17 protein-coding genes are annotated in these 23938 nt (G+C 39.7%); 11 read left to right on the top strand and 6 right to left on the bottom strand.

Going from position 1 to position 23938, the window contains the following annotated elements; genetic code table 11:
- Nucleotides 1-54 precede the first annotated feature (54 nt).
- Both ahcY and JL001_RS11765 read right to left on the bottom strand, forming a co-directional pair.
- A complete protein-coding gene (ahcY, locus tag JL001_RS11770; protein ID WP_200976263.1) occupies nucleotides 55-1371 on the bottom strand; it encodes an adenosylhomocysteinase in 1317 nt (438 codons plus the stop codon).
- 71 nt (nucleotides 1372-1442) lie between these two features.
- Entirely contained in the window at nucleotides 1443-2201 is a 759-nt protein-coding gene (locus JL001_RS11765; RefSeq protein WP_200976262.1) for a biotin--[acetyl-CoA-carboxylase] ligase, read from the bottom strand.
- Between the two features lie 89 nt (nucleotides 2202-2290).
- On the opposite strand from JL001_RS11765, the gene rsfS reads away from it, so the two are divergent.
- From rsfS to JL001_RS11740, 5 genes are all read left to right on the top strand, one after another.
- Nucleotides 2291-2638 (top strand): ribosome silencing factor, encoded by a 348-nt coding sequence (rsfS, locus tag JL001_RS11760; RefSeq protein ID WP_192007485.1) that lies wholly within the window; start codon nucleotides 2291-2293, stop codon nucleotides 2636-2638.
- 64 nt (nucleotides 2639-2702) lie between these two features.
- Nucleotides 2703-4745 (top strand): ATP-dependent zinc metalloprotease FtsH, encoded by a 2043-nt coding sequence (gene ftsH, locus JL001_RS11755; protein ID WP_200976261.1) that lies wholly within the window; start codon nucleotides 2703-2705, stop codon nucleotides 4743-4745.
- Between the two features lie 222 nt (nucleotides 4746-4967).
- On the top strand, nucleotides 4968-5732 hold the full coding sequence (locus tag JL001_RS11750; RefSeq protein WP_200976260.1) for a UDP-2,3-diacylglucosamine diphosphatase: 765 nt from the start codon (nucleotides 4968-4970) through the stop codon (nucleotides 5730-5732).
- Nucleotides 5729-6556, top strand: coding sequence for a hypothetical protein (locus tag JL001_RS11745; RefSeq protein WP_200976259.1), 828 nt, complete (start codon nucleotides 5729-5731; stop codon nucleotides 6554-6556). The genes JL001_RS11750 and JL001_RS11745 overlap by 4 nt, the downstream gene beginning before the upstream one ends.
- A 232-nt stretch (nucleotides 6557-6788) precedes the next feature.
- Entirely contained in the window at nucleotides 6789-7259 is a 471-nt protein-coding gene (locus JL001_RS11740; protein WP_200976258.1) for a hypothetical protein, read from the top strand.
- 49 nt (nucleotides 7260-7308) lie between these two features.
- Here JL001_RS11740 and JL001_RS11735 read toward each other — a convergent pair whose 3' ends face one another.
- A complete protein-coding gene (locus JL001_RS11735) occupies nucleotides 7309-7737 on the bottom strand; it encodes a peptidylprolyl isomerase (RefSeq protein WP_192007495.1) in 429 nt (142 codons plus the stop codon).
- Nucleotides 7738-7959: 222 nt separating this feature from the next.
- Here JL001_RS11735 and JL001_RS11730 point away from each other — a divergent pair, with 222 nt between their 5' ends.
- The 6 genes from JL001_RS11730 to JL001_RS11705 all read left to right on the top strand — a co-directional run bounded on the left by JL001_RS11730 (nucleotide 7960) and on the right by JL001_RS11705 (nucleotide 16359).
- Entirely contained in the window at nucleotides 7960-9342 is a 1383-nt protein-coding gene (locus tag JL001_RS11730; RefSeq protein ID WP_200976257.1) for a sigma-54 dependent transcriptional regulator, read from the top strand.
- Nucleotides 9332-10675, top strand: a complete 1344-nt coding sequence (locus tag JL001_RS11725) for a PAS domain-containing sensor histidine kinase (RefSeq protein ID WP_200976256.1) — start codon at nucleotides 9332-9334, stop codon at nucleotides 10673-10675. The genes JL001_RS11730 and JL001_RS11725 overlap by 11 nt, the downstream gene beginning before the upstream one ends.
- Nucleotides 10676-10950: 275 nt before the next feature.
- Nucleotides 10951-11808 carry a UDP-2,3-diacylglucosamine diphosphatase gene (locus JL001_RS11720; RefSeq protein ID WP_200976255.1) on the top strand — a complete coding sequence of 286 codons (858 nt, stop codon included), beginning with the start codon at nucleotides 10951-10953 and terminating at the stop codon, nucleotides 11806-11808.
- A 3-nt stretch (nucleotides 11809-11811) separates the two neighbouring features.
- The gene (locus tag JL001_RS11715) at nucleotides 11812-12942 is read left to right on the top strand and encodes a glycosyltransferase family protein (protein WP_200976254.1); all 1131 of its coding nucleotides are present in this window, start codon (nucleotides 11812-11814) and stop codon (nucleotides 12940-12942) included.
- Between the two features lie 170 nt (nucleotides 12943-13112).
- Complete coding sequence (locus tag JL001_RS11710; RefSeq protein ID WP_200976253.1) at nucleotides 13113-15785, top strand: glucosidase; 2673 nt, start codon at nucleotides 13113-13115, stop codon at nucleotides 15783-15785.
- Entirely contained in the window at nucleotides 15757-16359 is a 603-nt protein-coding gene (locus tag JL001_RS11705) for a ribonuclease HII (protein WP_200976252.1), read from the top strand. Before JL001_RS11710 ends, JL001_RS11705 begins: the two co-directional genes overlap by 29 nt.
- A gap of 64 nt (nucleotides 16360-16423) precedes the next feature.
- On the opposite strand, the gene JL001_RS11700 is transcribed toward JL001_RS11705, so the two are convergent.
- The 3 genes from JL001_RS11700 to JL001_RS11690 all read right to left on the bottom strand — a co-directional run bounded on the left by JL001_RS11700 (nucleotide 16424) and on the right by JL001_RS11690 (nucleotide 23922).
- A complete protein-coding gene (locus JL001_RS11700; protein ID WP_200976251.1) occupies nucleotides 16424-18040 on the bottom strand; it encodes a RagB/SusD family nutrient uptake outer membrane protein in 1617 nt (538 codons plus the stop codon).
- 19 nt (nucleotides 18041-18059) lie between these two features.
- On the bottom strand, nucleotides 18060-21182 hold the full coding sequence (locus JL001_RS11695; protein ID WP_200976250.1) for a SusC/RagA family TonB-linked outer membrane protein: 3123 nt from the start codon (nucleotides 21180-21182) through the stop codon (nucleotides 18060-18062).
- A 505-nt stretch (nucleotides 21183-21687) separates the two neighbouring features.
- A complete protein-coding gene (locus JL001_RS11690; RefSeq protein ID WP_200976249.1) occupies nucleotides 21688-23922 on the bottom strand; it encodes a GH92 family glycosyl hydrolase in 2235 nt (744 codons plus the stop codon).
- Between the last annotated feature and the right edge of the window lie 16 nt (nucleotides 23923-23938).

Here is a 23938-nt window from a genome sequence, read left to right as displayed (position 1 = left end):
CAAAAATGAAAAAAGCCGCTGAGAAGCGGCTTTAATTTTTATCAAAATCAATGATTAGTATCTATAATAATCTGGCTTGAATGGCCCAGCTACTTCAACACCAATATATTTGGCTTGATCTTCTGAGAGCTCATCCAACTCTACACCTAATTTACCTAAATGCAAAGCTGCTACCTTCTCATCCAAATGCTTCGGTAATACATACACTTTATTTTCATATTGGTCAGTATTGTTCCAAAGCTCCAACTGCGCCAAAGTTTGGTTAGTAAAGGAATTCGACATCACAAATGAAGGGTGACCAGTAGCACAACCCAAGTTCACCAACCTGCCCTCTGCAAGCAAAATGATGTCATTACCTTCTACATTATAAAGGTCCACTTGTGGCTTGATTTCATCTTTAGTGTGACCGTAATTGGTATTCAACCAAGCTACATCTATCTCATTGTCAAAGTGACCAATGTTACATACGATAGCTTTATCCTTCATCACTTTGAAATGCTCGCCTGTAATGATGTCTTTGTTACCTGTTGCGGTCACTACAATATCAGCCTCAGCTGCAGCATCTATCATTTTCTTCACCTCAAAACCATCCATAGAAGCCTGAAGTGCACAAATCGGATCAATTTCGGTTACAATTACACGGGCACCGGCACCTCTAAGAGAAGCTGCAGAACCTTTTCCTACATCACCATACCCCGCCACAACAGCTACTTTACCAGCAAGCATCACATCGGTAGCTCTTCTGATAGCATCTACCAATGATTCCTTACAACCGTATTTATTGTCAAATTTAGATTTGGTTACAGAGTCGTTTACATTGATAGCTGGAATAAGAAGTGTTCCATTTTTCATCCTATCATAAAGCCTGTGTACACCAGTGGTAGTTTCTTCAGAAAGACCTTTGATACCAGCAACCAACTCAGGGTATTTATCAAAAACCATATTGGTCAAATCCCCTCCATCATCAAGGATCATGTTAAGAGGCTGTCTCTCTTCTCCAAAGAACAAAGTTTGCTCGATACACCAATCAAAATCTTCCTCAGAAAGTCCTTTCCAAGCATAAACTGAAATGCCAGCAGCAGCAATAGCAGCAGCAGCATGGTCTTGGGTAGAAAAGATGTTACATGAAGACCAAGTCACCTCGGCACCCAGTTCCACCAACGTTTCGATCAAAACAGCGGTCTGGATGGTCATGTGAAGACATCCTGCAATTCTGGCACCTTGAAGTGGTTTTGACTCTCCATATTCGGTTCTCAATGCCATCAAACCAGGCATTTCGGCTTCTGCCAATCTAATTTCCTTACGGCCCCAATCAGCCAAAGAAATATCCTTTACTTTATACTTGATGTATTTTGATTTAATTTCTGACATGAATTTATCTTTAGATATTAATTTTCGGATCACAAATTTACTCAATCTAAGAGACTTTATGAAATACCATCTTAGAGGAATCTAACTTCTTTGTGCGCATAAAGGTTTATAGACTCATCTGTTTTTTCAATTTCAAGCATTCCCTGTTGATTTACAGCCCTGATTCTCCCACTGAATTCTCCAGTTATATCTTCATAATGGCACCATTGTTCTTTTTGATACAAATGTTGCCAATAATCCATATGAATGGCTGCATGGTTTTTTTTCTTTAATTGAAGGTATCTTTTTTCCAAATGAATCAAAATACTTTCAAGTACTTGCCATTTGTCCAACACATCTCCTGCCAGATTGGCCATGGAAACTGGGCCAGGAAAAGGAAATTCAGTTTGATTGATATTAAGTCCAACCCCAATAATACTTGATTCCAAATTCTCTTTTGAAATCATATTTTCTATCAAAATGCCTCCAATTTTCCCTCTACTTTGATGAACTATATCATTGGGCCACTTCACACAAATCCCTTCTGCATAGACCGATAGGGCATCTCTGACCGCTAAGGAGACCACTTTATTTAGCTCAAACTGCTCCATTGCCTTCAGGAAATTAGGGGTCAGGACAAGAGAAAAAGTCAGGTTCTTTTCAGGCTCACTGTACCATTTATTTCCCCTTTGCCCCCTACCTTTGGTTTGCTTGTCTGTGATGATTATGCTACCTTCTTTGGCAGAGCCGTCCCTGAGCTTCTCCGCGGCTATGTCATTCGTGGAATGACACTCTGTCATGTAAACAACATCTTTTCCAAGAAAAACAGTATTGGCAAGGATTTTATGCATCAATTAATTAGTTATTTTGTCGCACAATAAAGATATTTATCCTTTTATTGTAGCGCGTATTAGAACGAGTAAAATTACAAACAAAAAGTATGACAGCAGAAGAGCTGAGTAAAATAATTGTGAAAGGAATGGAGGAACGAAAAGCTTCCGACATTGTGGTGATGGATTTGAGAGATATAAATAATTCTGTTTCTGATTTTTTCGTGATTTGTTCCGGATCATCTGACACCCAGATTGAGGCCATTTCAGACGCTATAGAAGAAGAAGTATTCAAATCAAACAAAGAAAGACCTTGGAGATGTGAGGGAAAAAACAACCGTCAATGGATCCTAGTGGATTACGTGAATGTAGTTGCCCACATTTTCCTTAAAGATAAAAGAGAGTTTTATGGACTTGAAGAACTGTGGGGAGATGCAAAAATCACCGAAATTGTCTAAGTCAGCTAAACTTTCATTTTTTTAATCCGTTTTACCTAAAGTTTATAGAATTAATTATTAAACGATGAGTGAAAAAAACAAAAATAAAAAATTCATCCCTAAACCGCCTCAAAAGCCCAATTTCCAGCTTTGGCTTATTGTCACGGCTGTAATTGTACTGATTGGCATTACTTGGTTTAACCAAAGAAGTGCGGTGATTGATATCACCATGAAGCGGTTTGAGGACATGGTGTTGAGTAATGATGTAGAAAAGGTAGAGGTAATATACAACCAAAACTATGTTGAAGTTACGCTGAGGGAATCCGCCCTCGAGAACCAACGATATAAGGATGAGTTAGAATCGCAAAACCCATTCTTTAATCCAGCTGGACCGCACTACAAAATCACTGTTGCTTCAGTTGATAAGTTTATTGAAGACTTCGACAATCTAGAAGAAAAGCTTCCTGAAAACGAAAGAATTGGCTACAAAGCCAGACAAGAAGAGAGCTGGGGCAATTGGTTTGGCAGCTTTGGGTTCTTGATCTTGGTATTCTTCCTCTTCTGGATCATGATGAGAAGAATGGCTGGACCTAGTGGCCCAGGGGGACAAATCTTCAATGTCGGCAAATCAAAGGCTCAGTTATTTGATGCGGAAAACAAAGTAAAGATTACTTTTGACAATGTAGCTGGACTTGATGAGGCTAAAGAAGAGGTTCAAGAAATCGTTGAATTCTTGAAAAACCCTGGAAAATTCACCAAGCTTGGAGGTAAGATTCCTAAAGGCGCATTACTGGTAGGCCCTCCAGGCACAGGTAAAACCCTTCTGGCTAAAGCCGTAGCTGGTGAGGCTGGCGTACCTTTCTTTACACTTTCCGGTTCCGACTTTGTGGAAATGTTTGTGGGTGTTGGTGCAGCAAGAGTACGTGACCTATTTAAACAAGCAAAAGAAAAAGCACCATGTATCATCTTCATTGATGAGATTGATGCTATTGGTAGATCAAGAGGAAAAGGGCAAATGCCTGGTTCCAATGATGAGCGTGAAAACACTTTGAACTCCTTGTTGGTAGAAATGGATGGCTTTGGAACGGATACTGGTGTAATCGTTTTGGCGGCTACCAACCGACCTGATGTGTTGGATAGCGCTCTATTGAGACCAGGCCGTTTTGACCGTCAAATCAGCATAGACAAGCCTGATATAGTAGGCCGTGAAGCCATTTTCAAGGTTCACTTGTCTCCTATCAAAACCAGTTCTGACATTGACCCTAAAAAATTGGCTGCCCAGACCCCAGGTTTTGCTGGTGCAGAAATAGCCAATGTCTGTAATGAAGCCGCTTTGATCGCTGCCAGAAGGAACAAAGCAGCTGTTGATATGCAAGACTTCCAAGATGCAGTAGACCGTGTCATCGGTGGTCTTGAGAAGAAAAACAAAATCATCTCTCCAGAAGAGAAAAAGATTGTTGCTTATCACGAAGCTGGCCACGCCGTAGCAGGCTGGTTCTTGGAGCACGCTGATCCATTGGTCAAAGTAAGTATTGTTCCAAGAGGAATTGCCGCTTTGGGTTACGCGCAATACCTACCTAAGGAACAATTCCTTTATCAGACTGAGCAGCTAATTGATGAAATGTGTATGACCTTGGGTGGCCGTGCTGCTGAGGAATTAACCTTCGGGAAAATTTCTACTGGTGCGCTATCTGATTTGGAGAGAGTTACAAAGATGGCCTATTCGATCGTTTCTGTTTATGGAATGAACGATAAAATCGGAAATGTATCCTTCTATGACAGCAAAGGAAATGATTATAAATTCAGCAAGCCTTATTCCGAATCTACAGCAGAGACGATTGATGAAGAAGTAAGAAAGTTGATCAACTTTGCATACGAGAGAACCAAAGAGCTTTTGAGCAAAAGAAAGCCAGAATTGGAGACTCTTGCTCAAGAATTACTAGAAAAGGAAATCATCTTCCAGTCCGACCTTGAAAAGCTGATCGGTAAGCGTCCTTTTGACAAGGAAACTACTTATGAAGCTTTTACAAGAAAAGAAAACAAAAAAGAAGACGATAGTGATGAGGCCGTTTCAGAAAAGGGCAACTCCACAGATGTGGAAGAAAGTTTGAGCGAGAAAAAAGAGTAGAATACTCTTTATACTATAAATAAGTAGGGCTTCCTGAAATCAGGAAGCCCTACTTATTTATAGCTTTTCTAAACTTCCATTTCTATAACATCAAAAGATTATTATTTTTGATGCACCAGCCTTGGAGCATATATATTTCAATAAAGGCTTACTTTTGTAGAAACTACAAATCACAAAGCACCATTAATTTGCCTTTTGGAGAACAGATCCTGATCTAATTACATGAATTTAAAATTAAAGGAAAACCAAAAAGTTTTTTTTGCTTCAGACTTCCACCTCGGAGCACCAGACCATCAATCCAGTAGAAAGAGAGAAGACAAAATCATCCGATGGCTCAATAACATTGAAGATGAAGCCGCAGCCATATTTTTGGTTGGTGACCTTTTTGATTTTTGGTTTGAGTATGACAAGGTCATTCCCAAAGGCTTTATTCGGTTTATTGGAAAAATTGCACAATTACGGGATAAAGGAATTCCTATTATTTTCTTTACTGGAAATCATGATTTATGGATGAGGGAATATTTTACGAAAGAGCTTGGTATTCCTGTTTATCACAACCCCATCAATTTGGAAATCAACCACAAGAGAATGCTAATCGGGCACGGTGATGGATTAGGACCTGGTGACACAAGTTATAAATTCCTCAAAAAAGTATTTACCAATAAGTTCTGCCAAAAACTCTTTAAGTGGCTACATCCAGACATTGGCATTGCTATCGCACAAAAATGGTCTGGGAGTAGTAGGATTAGCAACCAAGCCAAGAACGAAGATACTTTCAAAGGCGATGATGAATGGCTTTGGCAGTACTGTAAAGAAGTAGAAGAAAAGATGCATTTTGATTATTATATTTTTGGTCACAGGCATCTCCCTTTGGAGCTAAAGGTAGGAGAAAACTCCATGTACTACAACCTAGGGGAATGGATAAGTCAGTTTACTTATGGTGAATTTGATGGTGAGAAGTTTTCCTTGAAAACATTCGAAAAATGATTACCAGAACTTTCATCCTCCTTGTATTTGCAGGCTTTTTAAGCCAGTTTTCTTTTGCTCAGGAAATACAATGGGAGAAGGTTTTCGAAATCAAAATAGCAGATGTACAGCAGCTGGACATCGACAATACAGATAAAATTTACCTCACTGATAGTAAGGGAAACATTACTGTTTACAACCATTTGGGAGATTCAATCAACTCCTACTCCCCTACCTATCAGGGATCACTCAGCCAGTTTGAAGTCTCTCGGACGGTAAACATTTTTACGTTTTCCAAAGACCTTCAAAGAATAGAAATCCTGGACAGGTTCCTAGCCCCAAGATTCAGCGGAAGACTTAACTTTCCTGAATTTGGTAACATTAAAGCTGCCTCTCTAGGGAACAATCTCAAAGTCTGGCTTTATGATGAAACCGACTTTTCCATACTTCAATATGATTACCAAAGAAATACGGTTTTACAAAAGCAGACCTTAAATTTGATTCTTGATGAAGAACATTTGAACATTACTGAAATCACTGAGTATAAAAATACGCTATTCATCAACACCCAATCTAAAGGCATATTCCTACTTGACAACCAAGGCAACTATTTAGGCGATTTACCCTTTAAAACCTCGAGAAAACTAAGCTTCAATGGCTCCTATCTTTTAACTACCCAAAAAGGGGAACTTATCCTCACTCATTTTATTTCAGGCACACCTACAAGGTACAAAGCTCCCTGTAATGCTTCAATAGTAAGTACTGGAAACAAAATTATTGTCTTTTATGACGGTGATAGTATCCATGGATACAAAACACCTAGTTCGCTCTCCTTTAGACAATAATAAATTTGGCACATCTAAAAATCTGCAGCAATTAAATTAGGTCAAGAAACCTAACATAAGTGTTTTCATCGAAATAAATAACAATATTCACATCACTATCCTCATTTTTCTCTTTATCAATTTTTGCATTTTTAACATTCTTCATCAGAAAAAATAGATTTTTTAGAATATTTCTAATAAAAATAGGAAATTGATTCGAAATCTGGTTTGATTTTTGCAATTTTGCGACCCGATGAAAAAACATTTACTAAGGAGAATTTACCATACTGTTTTTCTTTCGGCCATTCTATTTTACACTTCTGGAATGGCAACAGGATTCTATGCCCAAAATTTCCTGAAAAAACCAGAAAACAATATTACTTTTCCAACCAACCTGAATACACCTGATATTGATTTTGACTTGAAATCAACAGGGCAAAAGAAGTTCAAAATCATCCTTGACGAAAATATTAAAACAAAAACCACTGTTAAGATATTTGACATCATTGGTAACTTGATTTTAGAGGATGCCATTATACCAGAAGATGGAAAGCAAAAGTCTTATGATTTTTCCCATATAAAAAGTCAGCTATTTGTTGTGGAAGTAGGAAACTCAAAATACAATAAAACAAAAAGTGTTTACGCCAATCCTCAAGGCATAAAAAAAATAGATTCTACTTCTATAGAGAAGATGGAAAATAAAAGCGTTTCTAATAACAAATAAAAAAACCGGTTTTTCAACCGGTTTTTTTATTTCTAGATACTGATGGAAATCAATTAATTTCTACCAGTTGGATATCGAAAATCAAATCTTCACCAGCCAATGGATGGTTAGCATCCAAAGTGATTTTTTCTTGATCTACGTGAACTACCTTAACAGGAACTGGTTGACCCTGCTGGTTTTGAATCGATAGATCCATTCCCACTTCTGGCTTAATGTCCGCAGGTACTTGCTCTACTGGCACATCAATCATCATATCATCCCTCTTTGCTCCATAAGCTTCATCAGAAGGAATAGTAACGCTCTTGTCCTGACCTACTTCCATTCCATTAACAGCAGCATCAAAACCTTTGATCATATTTCCATCGCCCACTGTAAATTGAAGTGGTTCTCTGTTTTCAGAAGAATCGAATACTGTTCCGTCTTTTAACTTACCTGTGTAGTGTACTTTTACCGTACTTCCTTTAGTTGCTACAGACATTTAATTATTTATTTTCGTGAATAATGATAAAGGTAATACTTTTTAAAAGGGATAAAAAAGATTCCCTAACCTGATTTAAAAAGCGTACGAATCCGTTCTTTTTTTGTACGATTTTGAACAATAAATACTACAAAACCCTTCCCTTTTTACTATATTGTAACAAATGAAAAGTGGCATCATTTCAGCAACTATTTTTTGCTTAACAATCTAAAACACTACAAAATGGAAGAAACTAGCCTTGGGAAAATCTTAATCGTCGATGATAACGAGGACTTACTGTTTGCAGCAAAAATGCTTTTAAAAAAGTATGCAAAGGAAGTAACTATCGAAAAAGACCCTCGACGAATTCCATTTCTGGTAAACAACAATAATTATGATGTCATATTACTTGACATGAACTTCACCGAGGACACCACCTCAGGCAAAGAAGGCTTCCATTGGTTAAAACAGATCAAAGAAATAGACCCTAAAGCGGTTGTCATATTGATCACCGCATTTGGTGATGTAGAAATGGCTGTTCAGGCCCTAAAAGAAGGAGCCACGGACTTTATATTAAAGCCTTGGCAAAATGAAAAACTACTGGCTACCCTATCTGCCGCCAGCCGCCTTAAGGAAAGCTACGACCAAGTAGATACCATTTCCAAAAAATCCAAGCAGCTTCAGGCTGACATGAAGAAGCCCTTCTCAGAAATTATTGGGCAGAGTGCTACCATGAAGAACATATTTTCCATCATAGACAAGGTTGCCCAAACTGACGCCAATGTACTGATTTTGGGAGAGAATGGAACCGGAAAAGAGCTTATCGCCAGGGCCATTCATGACAGGTCATTAAGAATGGATGAGATATTTGTGGGAGTTGACATGGGCGCTATTACTGAAACTTTATTTGAAAGTGAGCTTTTTGGTCACAAAAGAGGTGCCTTTACCGATGCCAAAGAAGATAGGGCTGGAAGATTTGAAGTAGCAGATAAAGGCACATTGTTCTTGGACGAAATCGGCAATTTAAGCATGCCTTTGCAGTCTAAGCTATTGACGGTCCTTCAAAAGAGAGAAGTCACCAGAATTGGCACCAACAAATCCATCCCTGTGGATATTCGACTAATCTGTGCGACAAACATGAAAGTTCATGAGATGGTTATGGACAACACCTTCAGACAGGATTTACTCTATAGAATCAACACAGTCGAAATCTTCTTGCCTCCTTTAAGGGAACGACAAGATGATATCCCCCTTCTTGCAAACCACTTTCTCAAGGTCTATGCAAAAAAATACAGAAAAAACTTTGAAGGCTTCAAACCTGCCGCATTACAGCTTTTGCAACACTACAGTTGGCCAGGAAACATCAGGGAATTGCAGCATGCGATAGAACGTGCCATCATCATGGCCGAAGGTGATGAATTGGACAGCAGAGACTTCTTCTTCCTTTCTTCAAAGCCAGCCACAGAAAAAGTCAACCACAATGCTACTCTCAATCTAGATGAAGTGGAAAAAAATGTAATTCAAAAAGCCATCGACAAAAACGGAGGCAATATTTCTAAAGCAGCAAAAGAGCTGGGCTTAACCAGGGCTTCTCTCTATAGAAGATTGGAAAAATATGGATTATAAAGTCGGATTATTAGGGAGAGTCGTTTTACTTACCCTGACTCTCTTTGTCCTTTCTTATGCAATATTAAATGAATCGGGAGTGTTTCTCACCTCCCTTTTCATCATTTTGGTCATTGCCCAACTTATCTTCCTAATCAATTATGCAGAGAGCAGCTTTAAGAAGGTAAGACAGTTTTTGGACAACATCAAACAAAACAATTACGCCACTGTTTATCCTGTCAAGTTTGACGGAACTGAAACCGACGACTTGCATATTGAGTTCAATGCCATTCTTGCCAAACTTAAGGAAGATCAAGCAGAAAAGGAGGCCAATTACCAATATTTCCGCTCAGTATTCCAACACCTGAGTATTGGGCTGATCACTTTTGAGGAAGATGGTCGCATACAAATCCTGAACACCGCAGCCAAGCGAATGCTGAATATCGATCAACTAATCTATATTCAGGAAATAGAACAAGTCAATAAAGAGCTCCACAATGCCATCCAGACCCTAAGAACAGGAGGAAGTGAATTGATCAAAATAGCTCATCCTGATGGCATCATGCAGTTGTCTGTCTATGTGATAGAACTGGTTCTTAGAGGCGTGAAATTCAAGCTTGTTTCCTTACAGAATATCCAAAGTGAATTGGAGGAAAAAGAAATGGAAGCATGGCAAAACCTGGTCCGTGTCCTGACGCATGAAATCATGAACAGCATTGCGCCTATTTCCTCTTTGGCTTCTACCATTAAAGGAGATATTCAAAATCAAATGGACAAAAATCAAGATGTCCCTATTGGAGATGTGGAAGATTATCTGATGGGCATTTCCACCATTGAAAAAAGAAGTGAAGGCTTGATTGATTTTGTCAGTGACTTCAGAAGTCTTGCACATATCCCTGTGCCAAAATTCTCTGCCATACGAATTGAAGAATTATTCGAACAGTTGAGCATCTTGTTTCATAATCAAATTGATCAATCCCATATTTCTTGCGAAAAGAAAATTGAGCCACAGGACCTTTTGTTATTTGCTGACAGCTCTTTGATCGAGCAAGTACTGATCAATATTATCCAAAACGCCATTCATGCAGTAGAGGAAGCTGAGGTCAAAAAAATTAGCCTAAGGGCCTTTATCGATGAGGCAGGAAAAATCATCATTGAAATATCAGATACTGGCAAAGGCATAGAAGAGGAAGCCTTGAACAAAATTTTCATCCCATTCTTCACCACTAAAAAGAAAGGGTCAGGAATTGGGCTAAGCCTTTCAAAACAAATTATGCGCAGACACAAAGGAAACATTCAAGTACAATCAACCCTTGGAAAAGGCACTACTTTCAAATTGATTTTCAATGCGTAGAAAGCTTAATGAAAAATTTACCCATTAGTGACTAATAACCCCCAAATAGGTACTCTTTGAATATTATCAAAAAATCAATGTCAATTGCAAGATCATTGGAATGAAAACTGTAACCAACCCCTCAGTATACCAGCCAGTTAATGATTTTTCATATTCCCATAACATTGAATTCACAATAAAATCCAATTTCTCTTAAAAACATCTTATTTTAATAATAACCCATTCATCATCAATTAATTCCCCAAACCTATCTTGCTTGCAAAACAGGCAATACCTTGAAAACACAATTCAAAACAATCGTCGTTTCAGATATTCATTTGGGAACCAAAGGGTCCAAAGCCAAGGAAGTGGTTCGCTTTCTCAAAAAATACCGTTGTGAAAACCTTATCCTGAATGGAGACATTATAGACGGTTGGCAATTGAAAAAATCTGGATCCTGGAAAAGGAAGCATACCCGTTTTTTTAATAGGATTCTTAAAATGATAGACAATGACCAAACTAAAGTCTATTACCTAAGAGGCAACCATGATGACTTTTTGGACCAAATCCTTCCTCTACAAATAGGCAACCTTTCCATTCAAAAAGACCTGATCTATCATTCCAATGGAAAGAAATACATGGTGCTTCATGGCGATGTGTTTGATAGTATCACTACCAATCTCCGCTGGATTGCCTACATGGGAGACATTGGATACACTTTTTTATTGTGGTTAAACCGTTTGGTAAATTACCACAGACGTAAAAGAGGCCTTTCTTACTTTTCACTTTCACAATATGTAAAGGGCAAAGTAAAATCAGCAGTGTCTTATATAGACAAATATGAGCAGGAGCTAGCGATGATGGCCAAAGCAAAAGGCTGCGATGGAATCATCTGCGGTCATATTCACAAAGCAGAAGCCAGAATCATTGATGGCATTGAATATTATAATTCTGGTGACTGGGTAGAAACCATGAGTGCTTTGGCGGAGGACTATGAAGGAAACTGGCAACTCATTTATTATAATGAAATCGACTTTGGTAAAGTTACGACTGATGACAAAATCATTCCTATGCCACAAAATGATGAATCCTATTCTGCCGTTTCGTTCACTAAATCAAACGACGACTTAGAATTGCCACCTTTTAGGTTTTAATCCATGAAGTTTATTTTCATCGTTCAAGGAGAAGGACGTGGGCACATGACCCAAGCCATTTCATTGTTTGATCAATTGACAAAGTTGGGACATGAGGTTTCAGATGTGCTTATTGGCAGAAGCAATAGAAGGACACTCCCTCAGTTTGTAAAAGAAAACATTAAGACCAACATCATCCAATTCGACAGTCCTAATTTTATTACAGATCAGAAAGAAAAGTCCATCAACATTTCAAAAACCCTTAGATACAATTTTTTAAAGACAGGAAGATTCTACAATAGCCTAAAATTGATCGATCAAACTGTACAGCAAAGCCAACCAGACGTAATTGTCAATTTCTATGATCTTCTTGCAGGCATCTATAATTTTATTTTTCGACCTAAGTCATCATTCTGGGCCATTGGACATCAATACTTGATTTACCATCCCGAATTCCCTTTTGCCTCTGGCTCACCAATTCAAAAAGTGTTATTTAAGTTCAACACTTGGATCACAGCACTTAATGCAGACAAGCTCCTCGCCCTTTCATTCAGAAACCTGAACAGCGGACACTCAAAAAAGCTATCTGTTCTACCTCCCTTATTAAGACCTCAAGTAAAAGCATTGGATGCCCAAAAGGGAGATTTTATCCTGACATACATGGTCAATTCAGGGTATGCAGAAGAGGCCATTGCTTTCGCAAAGAAAAACCCTCACATCAAGATCGAAGCTTTTTGGGACAAAAAGGACATGCCCAATCCCTATATGCCATCGGCCAATCTCACCTTCCATCAAATCAATGATGTTTTGTTCTTGGAAAAGATGGCCAGCTGTAAAGGACTTATTTCCACCGCAGGTTTTGAATCCATATGCGAAGCCATGTACTTTGGCAAAAAAGTGATGATGATCCCTGTTAAGGGACAGTACGAACAGGCATGTAATGCATTGGACGCCAGCATATCTGAAGCAGGTATCCTACACCATGAATTTGACTTTGAAAAATTCGACAATTTTCTAAACTTACAGCAGGAACCTCATCACATTTTTGTAAATTGGGAAAAGCTCCTGAGAGCAAAGCTTTTGGAAATCTTGGAACTGGAGGAAACTTCTTCCTATTCGAGAAGCCCAATCATCCCAAAATATGCCGATTCCTGAACCTTTTTTTTAAGTAAGTGAAAATTATTTTACACTTAAAAGATAAGTTTATACCCAGCGCAATCGATTTCCGATTATGAATAGGTCATAAAATTCAAAAGCTCACTTGGTTCGGGAATTTTGTTTTTATAAAAACTCGTAAATTCGAGTTTAGGTATGATGATAATTCCATGAATATAGAGAGACTAAGACTTAAGGAAGATAGCGACAGGGTCAAGCACTGGAAAAAGTGGGGCCCCTATCTTACGGAGAGACAATGGGGGACCGTAAGGGAAGACTATAGTATTGATGGAGCTGCTTGGGAAAATGTAACCCATGATGATGCCAAGAGCAAAGCCTATCGCTGGGGAGAGGAAGGCATCGGTGGATTCAGCGATTATAAGCAAAAACTCTGCATGGCATGGGGCTTTTGGAATGGTAAAGATAGTATGATCAAGGAGCGTCTTTTCGGCTTAACTGGCAATCAAGGAAACCATGGAGAGGACGTAAAGGAACTTTATTATTACCTGGATTCCACTCCCACACATTCTTACATGAAAATGCTCTACAAATATCCTCAGAGCACTTTCCCCTATAAGGAACTACTGGAAGAAAATGCCAAAAGAGGCAAGCTGGATCCTGAATACGAAATCATTGACACTGGTATTTTTGATGATGACGCTTATTTTGACATTTTCATCGAGTATGCCAAAGAAGATCATGAAGACATTGTAGCCAAAGCTACTATTCATAACAGGGGAAAAGAAGCTGCCGACATATGGGTGATGCCTACCATATGGTTCAGGAAAACCTGGTTTACGGGAGATGAACCTTTTCTTCCCAAACTCTCCAAAAAATCCGAAAACCAAATATTGGCTTTTTCACCAAAATCAGGGAATTATCATTTCCATTTTGGAGGAGAGCCTGAGTTGCTTTTTTGCGACAATGAAACCAATAGGGAGAAACTCTATAAAATCGGTAATCAAAAAAAGTATCTAAAAGATGCTATTAATGATTATGTCGTGGAAGGCAGTGCAGACCATCTAAACCCTTCCCATTTTGGCACTAAGGCTGCCGCACTTTATAAATACACCATCCCAGCTGGCGGTTCCCAAGAAGTGGTTTTCAGAATGAGACATAAAGGAGGGGATATTAGCCTTGAAGAATGTGATGAAATCCTACAAAAAAGGATTCATGATGCGGATGAGTTCTACTTAGACCTGCAAGGGCATGTTACCGATGAGGAATTGAGAAACATCCAAAGGCAAGCCTACGCGGGAATGATGTGGGGCAAACAGTTCTATTACTACAATGTGGAAAGATGGCTAGAGGGTGACCCTGGGAGATACGTTCCTCCCATTGAAAGGAAAAAAGGACGGAACCATAACTGGAAGCACCTACAAAATTATGACATCATTTCCATGCCTGACAAATGGGAATATCCTTGGTATGCAGCTTGGGACCTCGCCTTTCATTGCGTCCCAATAGCTAGAATGGATCCTGTCTTTGCTAAGGAACAGCTGTTATTGCTTTTGACCGAATGGTACATGCATCCAAATGGCCAGATCCCTGCCTACGAATGGAACTTCAATGATGTAAATCCACCTATTCATGCCTACGCCATCAACCGCGTTTACCAAATAGACAAGAAGATGAATGGCGGCAAAGGAGATTATGAGTTTCTAGAGAAAGCCTTGCATAAACTAATGCTCAACTTTACCTGGTGGGTAAACCAAAAGGATAGTGATGGGCAAAATATCTTTGAGGGAGGTTTCCTAGGATTGGATAATGTAAGCCTTTTTGACCGAAGCCATGTGGACCAATTTGGCGCCAGGCTCGAACAAGCTGATGCCACCTCATGGATGGCCATGTTCAGCCTGAACTTGCTGAGAATATCACTGGACCTTTGTGAGCAAAATCAAGTTTATCAATATACAGCCACCAAGTTTCTAGAACACTTTCTGTATATCGCTGGAGCCATGAACAATATCTCTGGTGACAATATCAGTCTTTGGGATGACAAGGACAATTTCTTCTATGATGTATTGCATATTGATGACAAGAGTCCTAAGAGAATGAGGGTAAAATCCATTGTGGGGATTATTCCTTTGTTTGCAGTGGAACCCATCAAAGAAGAAATGTATGAAAACCTCACAGAGTTCAAAAAACGGCTTGACTTTTTCCTTAAAGAAAAGCCTAAATTAGCTTCTTTGGTTTCGAACTGGATAGAGCCGGGCAAGGATAAAAGACACCTTTTCTCCTTGCTCAGGGGACACAGGATGAAAAGCCTGCTTAACAAAGTACTTGACCCCAATGAATTCCTTTCTGATTATGGTGTCAGGTCGGTATCCAAATACCATAAGGATCACCCCTATTCCATGAAGTTAAACGGTGTCGAACATACTGTACAATACACACCTGGCGAATCGGACACTAGAATGTTTGGAGGAAACTCTAACTGGAGAGGCCCCATTTGGTTCCCGATCAATTGGCTGATCATGGAATCATTGAAAAAATTCAACTACTACTATGGTGGCGATTTTCCTATAGAATATCCAACAGGTTCAGGTAAATTTGTCACCCTTGATATCATCGCAAAGGAATTATCCATGCGCAACATTGAGATATTTAAGAGAAATGAAGATGGAATAAGACCGGTATTTGGGGACAATGCAAAAATGCAACATGACCCTCATTTCCGCGATTACATCCTGTTTTATGAATATTTCCATGGAGACAATGGCAAAGGGCTTGGCGCATCACACCAAACAGGCTGGACAGGACTGGTAGCAGAAATGATCCATAAATATTTCCCAAGAGAAGAAAAAATCCACGATGAAGCTATTACCCTATTTAGAAGCTAATAGATTAGAAGCCGGATGTGATGAAGTGGGTAGAGGCTGTCTGTGTGGCCCAGTGGTGGCCGCTGCGGTAATTCTTCCCAATGACTTTGCCAATGAATTGATCAACGACTCCAAGAAGCTGAGCAAAGGAAATCGGGAGGGTTTGGTTCAAGAAATCAAAGACAACTCCATTGCTTGGGCAGTGGCAGAGTCTTCTGTGGAAGAAATTGATCAAATCAACATATTAAACGCATCCTTTTTGGCTATGAGCAGATCAATTGAAATGCTGAAAGTTGTGCCAGAGCATTTACTGATAGATGGTAATCGGTTTAAAAGCGAATTGACTATACCCTTCGATTGCATTGTAAAAGGAGACGGCAAATTTGCCAGTATTGCAGCAGCATCAATTCTGGCTAAAGTCTATAGAGATAATTTAATGGCTGAAAAGGCCAAACAATATCCTGGTTATGGCTGGGAGAAAAATGCTGGCTACCCTACCAAGCAGCACCGTGAAGGAATCGAAAAGTGGGGGGCCACTCCATTGCATAGAAAATCATTTAAACTACTTCCAGATCAATTGGAGATCAAGTTTTAAACAAAAAGCTCCAGACATGAAAGTCTGGAGCTTTTTGTTTATTTTAATAATCAACCTTCCGATATTATTCATACGCAGGGTTTTGAGGAAAGTCTTTATTTTGGTTAAGGTCTATGGCATTTTGTGGAATTGGCCTAAGAATTTTAAGATTGCCATTTGCCCCTTCAAAATTAGAAGGCGTAATCCAACTGTTGTGAGCAGAAGCCCTTTCCACTAATTTACCGGTCCTCTTCAGGTCAAACCATCGGTGGTACTCTCCCATAAGCTCTCGTCCTCTTTCATCCAAAATATAGTCGATATCAAGCTCTCCAAGAGTAGCATCGTCCACTCCTGCTCTTTCCCTGACCACATTCAACCGATCAAGTCCTGTAGAGGCATCTCCTGATTGGAAATAAGCTTCTGCAGCTACCAAGTATGTTTCAGCCAACCTGGCTACTACAAAATCTCTTGTACTGGTGGCTCCACCGAACAAAGAGGTAGGATCATCAAATTTCTTAACAATCATGGTGGCCCTATCCAATGAAACAGCCCCTCCGTTTGGATCCGTAGTTCCGTATGAATGATACTCTACACCTGGGTGCGCATTGACATAGTCGATGCTATCCTGCGCTGTAAACCATTGCGGCTCGTAAAAATCCTCAACCATCAAAGAACTATGATCATCCACATCATAATAATCATAGTATCGCGCAAATACTTCTGTCATAAAGGTAGAATACCATCGCTCATCCCCTTCTTCAAAAAGGTCAAGCGCAAAACGGGTAGGCAAGGTTGTGTAAGTCTTGTAAGGAGCATCACCAGCCACTTCAGAACCTCCCATGTAGGGACCAAAATAGCTTTGTTGTTCATTACCGATTCCTGTTGGGTCAGCACTAATAGATCCCGCACTCCATTGCACTGACAAGATTATTTCCTCATTCATTTCATTGCTTGGATCCCAAAGCTCTTCTGAAGTTAGATTCAACCCCTGTCCATTGATCACATTATCTGCATAGGTAGCTGCCTTTGAGAAATCATCAGCCGCAGCAAATGCTTCATACCCCCTGGTCAAGTGGACTTTAGCCAATAAGTTTTCAACCGCTCTTTGATTAACATGTCCATCAAATGCACCAGATGATACTTGGCCCATAGCTCCTTCAAGCTCTGCAATGATGAAGGCATAGACTTCTTCAGCACTGGAGCGATCAAAAGCTAGAATTGGCTCTTCTACGTATTCTGTAATCATTCCCACTCCTCCATAAGGCTGCACCAACAGAAAATAAGCATTGGCCCTTAAAAACCTGGCCTCACCGAGATATTGGGTAGTGACACCCGTTTGCTCGGTAATATCCGCATAGTGAATGGCCGTGTTGGCCAACTGAATGGCCTTATAACAATTTACATATAGAAAATCCACTCCTGAGGAAGAACTATTCAGTTCAAAATACTTACTTAACCCTTGGGGAGGGAGGTCTCTTCCTTCTTGATACAGGTCAGTTCCACATACAAACATCCATGGATCATCCCCATAAATATCTCTAAGAGCAGAATAATTGGCATTGATCAATGCCTCATACCCTTCCGCTGTTTCATAAAATTCCTCTGCCGTTACATTGGACTTGTTTTCTTCTTCCAGAAACTCTGCACAGCCTGTAGCTGCAAACAGAAAGATTATTGCTAAAATTGAATTTATCTTCTTCATAGTTCTTCAAATCTTCTGATTAAAACTTAACACTTAATCCAAACTGCGTGGTAATTGTACTCACACGACCAATACCCAAACTAGCCTCTGCCCACTCAGGATCCCATCCATCATACTCCGTAAATGTGAATGGATTAAGTACATTGACATATATTCTTACTTTTTGAAGGTTTGCCCTGCTTATCAAAGTTTCTGGTAGACTATATCCCAAACCAATATTATTGATCTTCACAAAAGATGCATCTCGATAATACGCCATTCCGGTTCCCCAGTATTGCCCTTCATTTCTAGGTTGTGGGTACTCATTGGACACCTGTGATGGTACGCCCACGGAGTTTTCAGGCACATACCAACTGGGTATAGCCAATTTTTGACGCCCTCTGTCTCTAACATTAGTAAAATTGGTATGAAAATCACTGTAGGCCAGTACACCCTGCTGAGTAGCCAATGAAAAGTTCATGTCAAAATTTCCTACTTGCAAATTGGAAATAATACCCCCTGTCCAGGATGGATTGGAAGACCCCAGGATCACCCGATCGTCATTGGGATTGATTGCACCATCATTATTTACATCTCTTGCTTTAGCCTGTCCCTCAGTTTGGTTAAATGCTGCTGCATCTTCTCCCGCTTGCCAAACACCATCATAAATAAAATTGTAATGGGCATCGATTGACTCTCCGATAAACCAGCCATTTCCAACGTCATCTACTTCTGACTGTCCATAAAGAGATTCAATGGAGTTGGTGTTTTTGGTGAAAGTAAATGTTGTAGACCAATTCACCATACTATTTTCCACATTGATGGTGGTCAACATAATTTCCACCCCTTTGTTTCTAACAGATGCTGCATTTGAAGCAATGTCACTAAAACCAATCTCCAAAGGAAGTTTTTGGGTCACTAATAGATTGTCAGATAGCCGATTGTAATAATCCACACTACCTGTAATGCGGTTCATTAGAAAGCCAAAATCCAAACCCACATTTATTTCTTTGGTCTTTTCCCATGTCAAGGCTTTATTGGCAATGGAATTTTGCGTCCATCCATTGGCCGCTGTTCCATTAAAATCATAGTAGGTCTGATTGGTCAAAGCATTAACAGTTCTGTAAGGGGATACATTGTTGTTACCAACCGTACCATAACCCAGCCTTAATTTCAAGTTGGAAAGGGTGGTTGAGTTAATCAAAAAGTCCTCTTTGTTCAGTCTCCAACCCAATGCCACAGAAGGGAAGGCCTGCCATTTGTTTCCTTCAGAAAGTAAGGAAGAACCATCCCATCTATTTGAAACCGTTACCAAATATTTATCTGCATAGGAATAATTCAGTCTCAGGGCAAAGGAGGCCAATTGACTTTTACTGAAACCATTCCCTAAATTATAGGTTTCCTGCAAGCCAGAACCTACATTATAGAACTCTGTCTCAAAAGGCTGTTGTGTAGAAGACATATTAGCGGTCTCCGTCCTGTCAACAAAAATACTTTGTAGCGCCAAGAAGTTGAGTGAGTGAGCATTGATGGCCTTGTTGATGTTCAACTGGTTATCCCAAGTTGTATTCATATTGTTGTAATAACTTACTTCTGAAGAAGGCAAATTACCATTATTGATTCCTGTATTTGTCTGCGCTCCCCAGAAACGGCCTCTTCTATTGTTATTGAACCCTACAGAGAAGGTCGACTTCAGACTTAACCAATCCAAAGGGTCATATTGTAAATAGGCATTTCCTACCCCTCTAAAACTTCTTGTCTCATCACTGGAATTGGCTATTTCCAAAAGGGGGTTGTATGTACTGGTTTTGTTTGCAGCCCAGTCACCATTTGGATAAGTCAGTTTACCGGGCTGCGGGAAAAGCTCACCTACAATCTCATCACCATTTTCATCTATGGCGTAAGGACTCAAAAAAGGGTTCAGTCGAAAAGCTTCCTGCATGGCGCTGCCACTTCCTCTTTGGTTGTTCCCATGTGATAGGGCCATATTGGCACCAGCCATAAATTTATCATTGATATGCTGGTTGATATTCATGTTGAATGTATACTTGTCCAAGCTTTCCTGCTCCAACGTTCCTGTTTCTTTCTGATAACCTACTCCGATATTATAAGTTGAAGCCCCACTTCTATGCGAAATGGTCAAGTGATTATTGGTTTGCATCCCATTTCTGAGTACCGCATCATACCAATCAAAACCATCCAAATTATTGAATCGCTCTGCTAGCACCGGATTATTTGGGCCCAATACCACGTCCTCATATTCTTGAGGGGTCATTCCTTGCCCATTATTGGTAGTACCTAAGTAAGCCGCCATGTGATAATCTCTCCATTGCTCCAAACTCATCATTTCCGGCAGTCTGGCAGGAGTTTTCACACCATAAAAAGTATCAAATGAAAAGGTGGTTGCTTCTGGGATGCCTGTACCACCTCGGGTCTCTACAATTACAACACCTCCCGCTGCACGAGACCCATAAATAGCAGCTGAAGAAGCATCCTTTAACACTTCTATCTTAGCGATGTCATTAGGGTTCAAAAAGTCGATGTTGTTGGTAATGACGCCATCAACTACGTAAAGTGGGTCAGAACCAGCCAAAGAGTTGTTTCCTCGGATAGTCATATTGAAACCATCTCCCAATCTACCAGTGCTGTTGCTTACCTGTACTCCAGCCACACTTCCTTGTAATGATTGAACCGGGCTAGTGGTTCCTCGCTCAGTAATAAGGTCACTATCCACTCCTGCAATGGCTCCTGTAACATCAGATTTCTTCATAGTTCCATAGCCGACCACTACCACTGATTCTAACTCTGTCAAACTTGACACCAACTCAATGTCAATTGTAGATCGATTTCCTACCGTTATTTCTTGCTTTTCATACCCGATGAATGAAAAGACCAAGACAGCTTCATTATCAGGAACGGAAATACTATAATTTCCATCAAAATCTGTGGTGGTTCCAGTGGTGGTTCCTTTTAAAAGGACAGAAGCTCCAGGAATAGGTTCTCCTTCATCGGATGAAATCACAGTTCCAGTGATGACTTCTTGTGCAAAACTTGATATGGAAAGACCTATTCCTAACAGAAATAGTAGCCCCCACCTTGTGGAACAAACGGTTAGTTTTACCAGCCACTTGGGAAGTGGCCATCTTGGTACTTTTGGTGCCATAATTCTAGAGGTTTATTGTTTGAAAATTGGTTATAATGCAAACGATTGCGCATGCAATCGTTTGCATTATAAAAACTAGAATACTATGTTCCAAAATAATCAATGATTTTTTACCTAAAAACCAGTGAATTTTATCTGTTTTTCAAAATAACTCATAATTATTTAAATAATTTCAACTCAAAAGGCATTATCAGTTCTATAAATAGTCTACTTATCTGATTCAATTATTTAATCCCAATATTTTAATAATTCATCACCGAATTTCATAAAAACCATTACTGAAAACCATAAATAGCTTATTTACAAATACATAGTTCGTAAATTATTTACCCATCAAATACATCATAACAATTTAAACCTTTCAAACCCAAATAAATATATATTCACTTTGAGCAATCGATAGCAGTAACAGACTTTAAAGCAGCATAAAAAAAACCGAGGGAGAAAATCAACCTCGGTCTCAGTCTTAATTTATTATAATCCTATTTATCCAATTTAGAACAAGTCATTTTTTCGGTGAATTCCCCATCTCAATGATCAGTTCTCCACCTTTCACCAAATCTTCATGCATCAGGAACTTGGTACTATATGGCTCACCATCAAAAGTAATATTTTGGATATAAATATTTTCTGGAGAGTTATTTTCAACTTTCAATTCCAAGGTATTTCCATTATCCATATGAATCACAGCCTGATCCACTGTTGGGCTTCCCCAAACATAAGTTCCACCAGCAGGATTAACCGGATAGAAGCCAAGAGAAGAAAGCACTAACCAAGCTGACATCTGTCCTACATCTTCATTTCCACTTAAGCCATCAGGGTCATTTGCATACAGTTCCTTTAAAATATACCTTACTTTTTCTGCCGTCTTGTATTGCTGGTCCACGTAGCCATACATATAGGTGACATGGTGACTTGGCTCATTCCCCTGAGCATATTGGCCAATCAAGCCAGTGATATCACTGGAGGCTTCCTCTCCCATATCACCTTCTACAAGGAATAAGGAATCCAACTTGGAAATAAAAGCTTCTTTGCCCCCCACCAACTCAATCAAACCTTCTACATCCTGAGGCACCAAGAAAGTATATTGCCAGGAATTACCTTCTGTAAAATCACCTTTCATGTGTATCGAAGTAAATGGGCTAAATGGTTCTCTCCATTCCGTATCCGAAACTTTCCCTCTCATAAAACCCACCTCGGGATCGAAGTAATTCTTATAGTATTGTCCCCTTTTAGAGAAGTATTCATAATCCTTTTCCTTGCCCATAGCCTTGGCCATTTGAGCAATGCTCCAGTCAGAAAGCGCATATTCCAAACCTTTGGAAACATTCTCCACTTCATCATCTGCTGGTATATATCCAAGTTCTTTTACCTTGTCCAGCCCAAACTCATCCCCCATCGCAGTGGTTTTCACCGCTTCAAATGCCAGTTCAGCATCCATTGGAATCCCTTTCAAGTAAGCATCAACGATGACAGGAACAGCACTATAACCGGGCATGGTATTGGTCTCATTTCCCATTAAATGCCATACAGGCAATTTTCCTTGTTGCTCATAAATCTTTAACATGGACGCCACCATATCTACCATTCTGTCCTGCTGGGTAATGGTATAAAGAGGACTGCACCCTCTATAAATGTCCCATAAAGAGAAAGTAGTCAAATTGGTAAATGTTTGATCATTCCTCACCTCACCATCGGTACCTCTATAGTCTCCATTTACATCATTAAATACTGATGGAGCAATCATAGTATGATACAATGCAGTATAAAACTTCACCAATTCATCCTTTTCCTTCATTTCCACTTGAAGCTTATTCAGCTCATGATTCCAAGCTTCACCTGCATCAGCTACCACCTTGTCAAAATCCCAGTGAGGCAGTTCCTCCTGAAGGTTCAAAAGGGCATTTTCTTCACTTACCGGAGAGATAGCTACTTTCATTTTCACCACTTCATCCTGCTCCGTCTCAAATCCCAACAAAGCCTTTACTGCCTTGGCAGTATATTCATTGCCAGCAACCGGCTCATTCATATCAAACAGTTCAATGGACTGAATAGGCTTGGACAACACTGCTGTAAAAAACAATTTTTGGTCAACTGCCCAGCCCTTTGAGTGACGATAACCTGAAATAGTGGTGTCATTCACCATTCGAATATGGGTATCAGTTGGACTGTCCCAGCCAATACCCTGCTTCAGATTAAAGAGGATTTTTGACTCCTTACTTGCCGGAAAAGTATAGCGATGAAATCCTACTCTTTCGGTAGCGGTCAATTCCGCAAAGACATCATATCGATCTACCTTTACTGAATAATACCCCGGTTTCACTTCCTCATTATCATGAGAGAAATAGGAAAAATATCCCGTCTCAGGCTGCTCGGGGTCACCTTTATACACCTTCGTTTCTCCAACTATCGGCATGACAAGTACATCACCTAAATCACCAATTCCAGTACCACTCAAATGGGTATGGGCAAACCCTATAAGGGTTGAATCTGAAATATGGTAACCTGAGCACCAGTCCCAACCTTCAGTTAAATTCACCGGCCCTAACTGCACGCCTCCAAATGGTACATTGGCTCCCACGAACACATGTCCATGCCCTCCAGAACCAATATATTGATTGACATATTGTGTCAACTCAAGCTCATGATCTCCAATGGCTTTTTCATGTTGCACCTTTTGGCTACACGAAAAAGCACCCACTCCAGATAGCAACAGAAACGCAACTTGTTTAAAATTCATATCTTTTCTTTTTCCA

This window comes from Echinicola sp. 20G (assembly GCF_015533855.1).
GTDB lineage: Bacteria > Bacteroidota > Bacteroidia > Cytophagales > Cyclobacteriaceae > Echinicola.
This window is presented reverse-complemented; position numbering and strand designations above follow the sequence as displayed.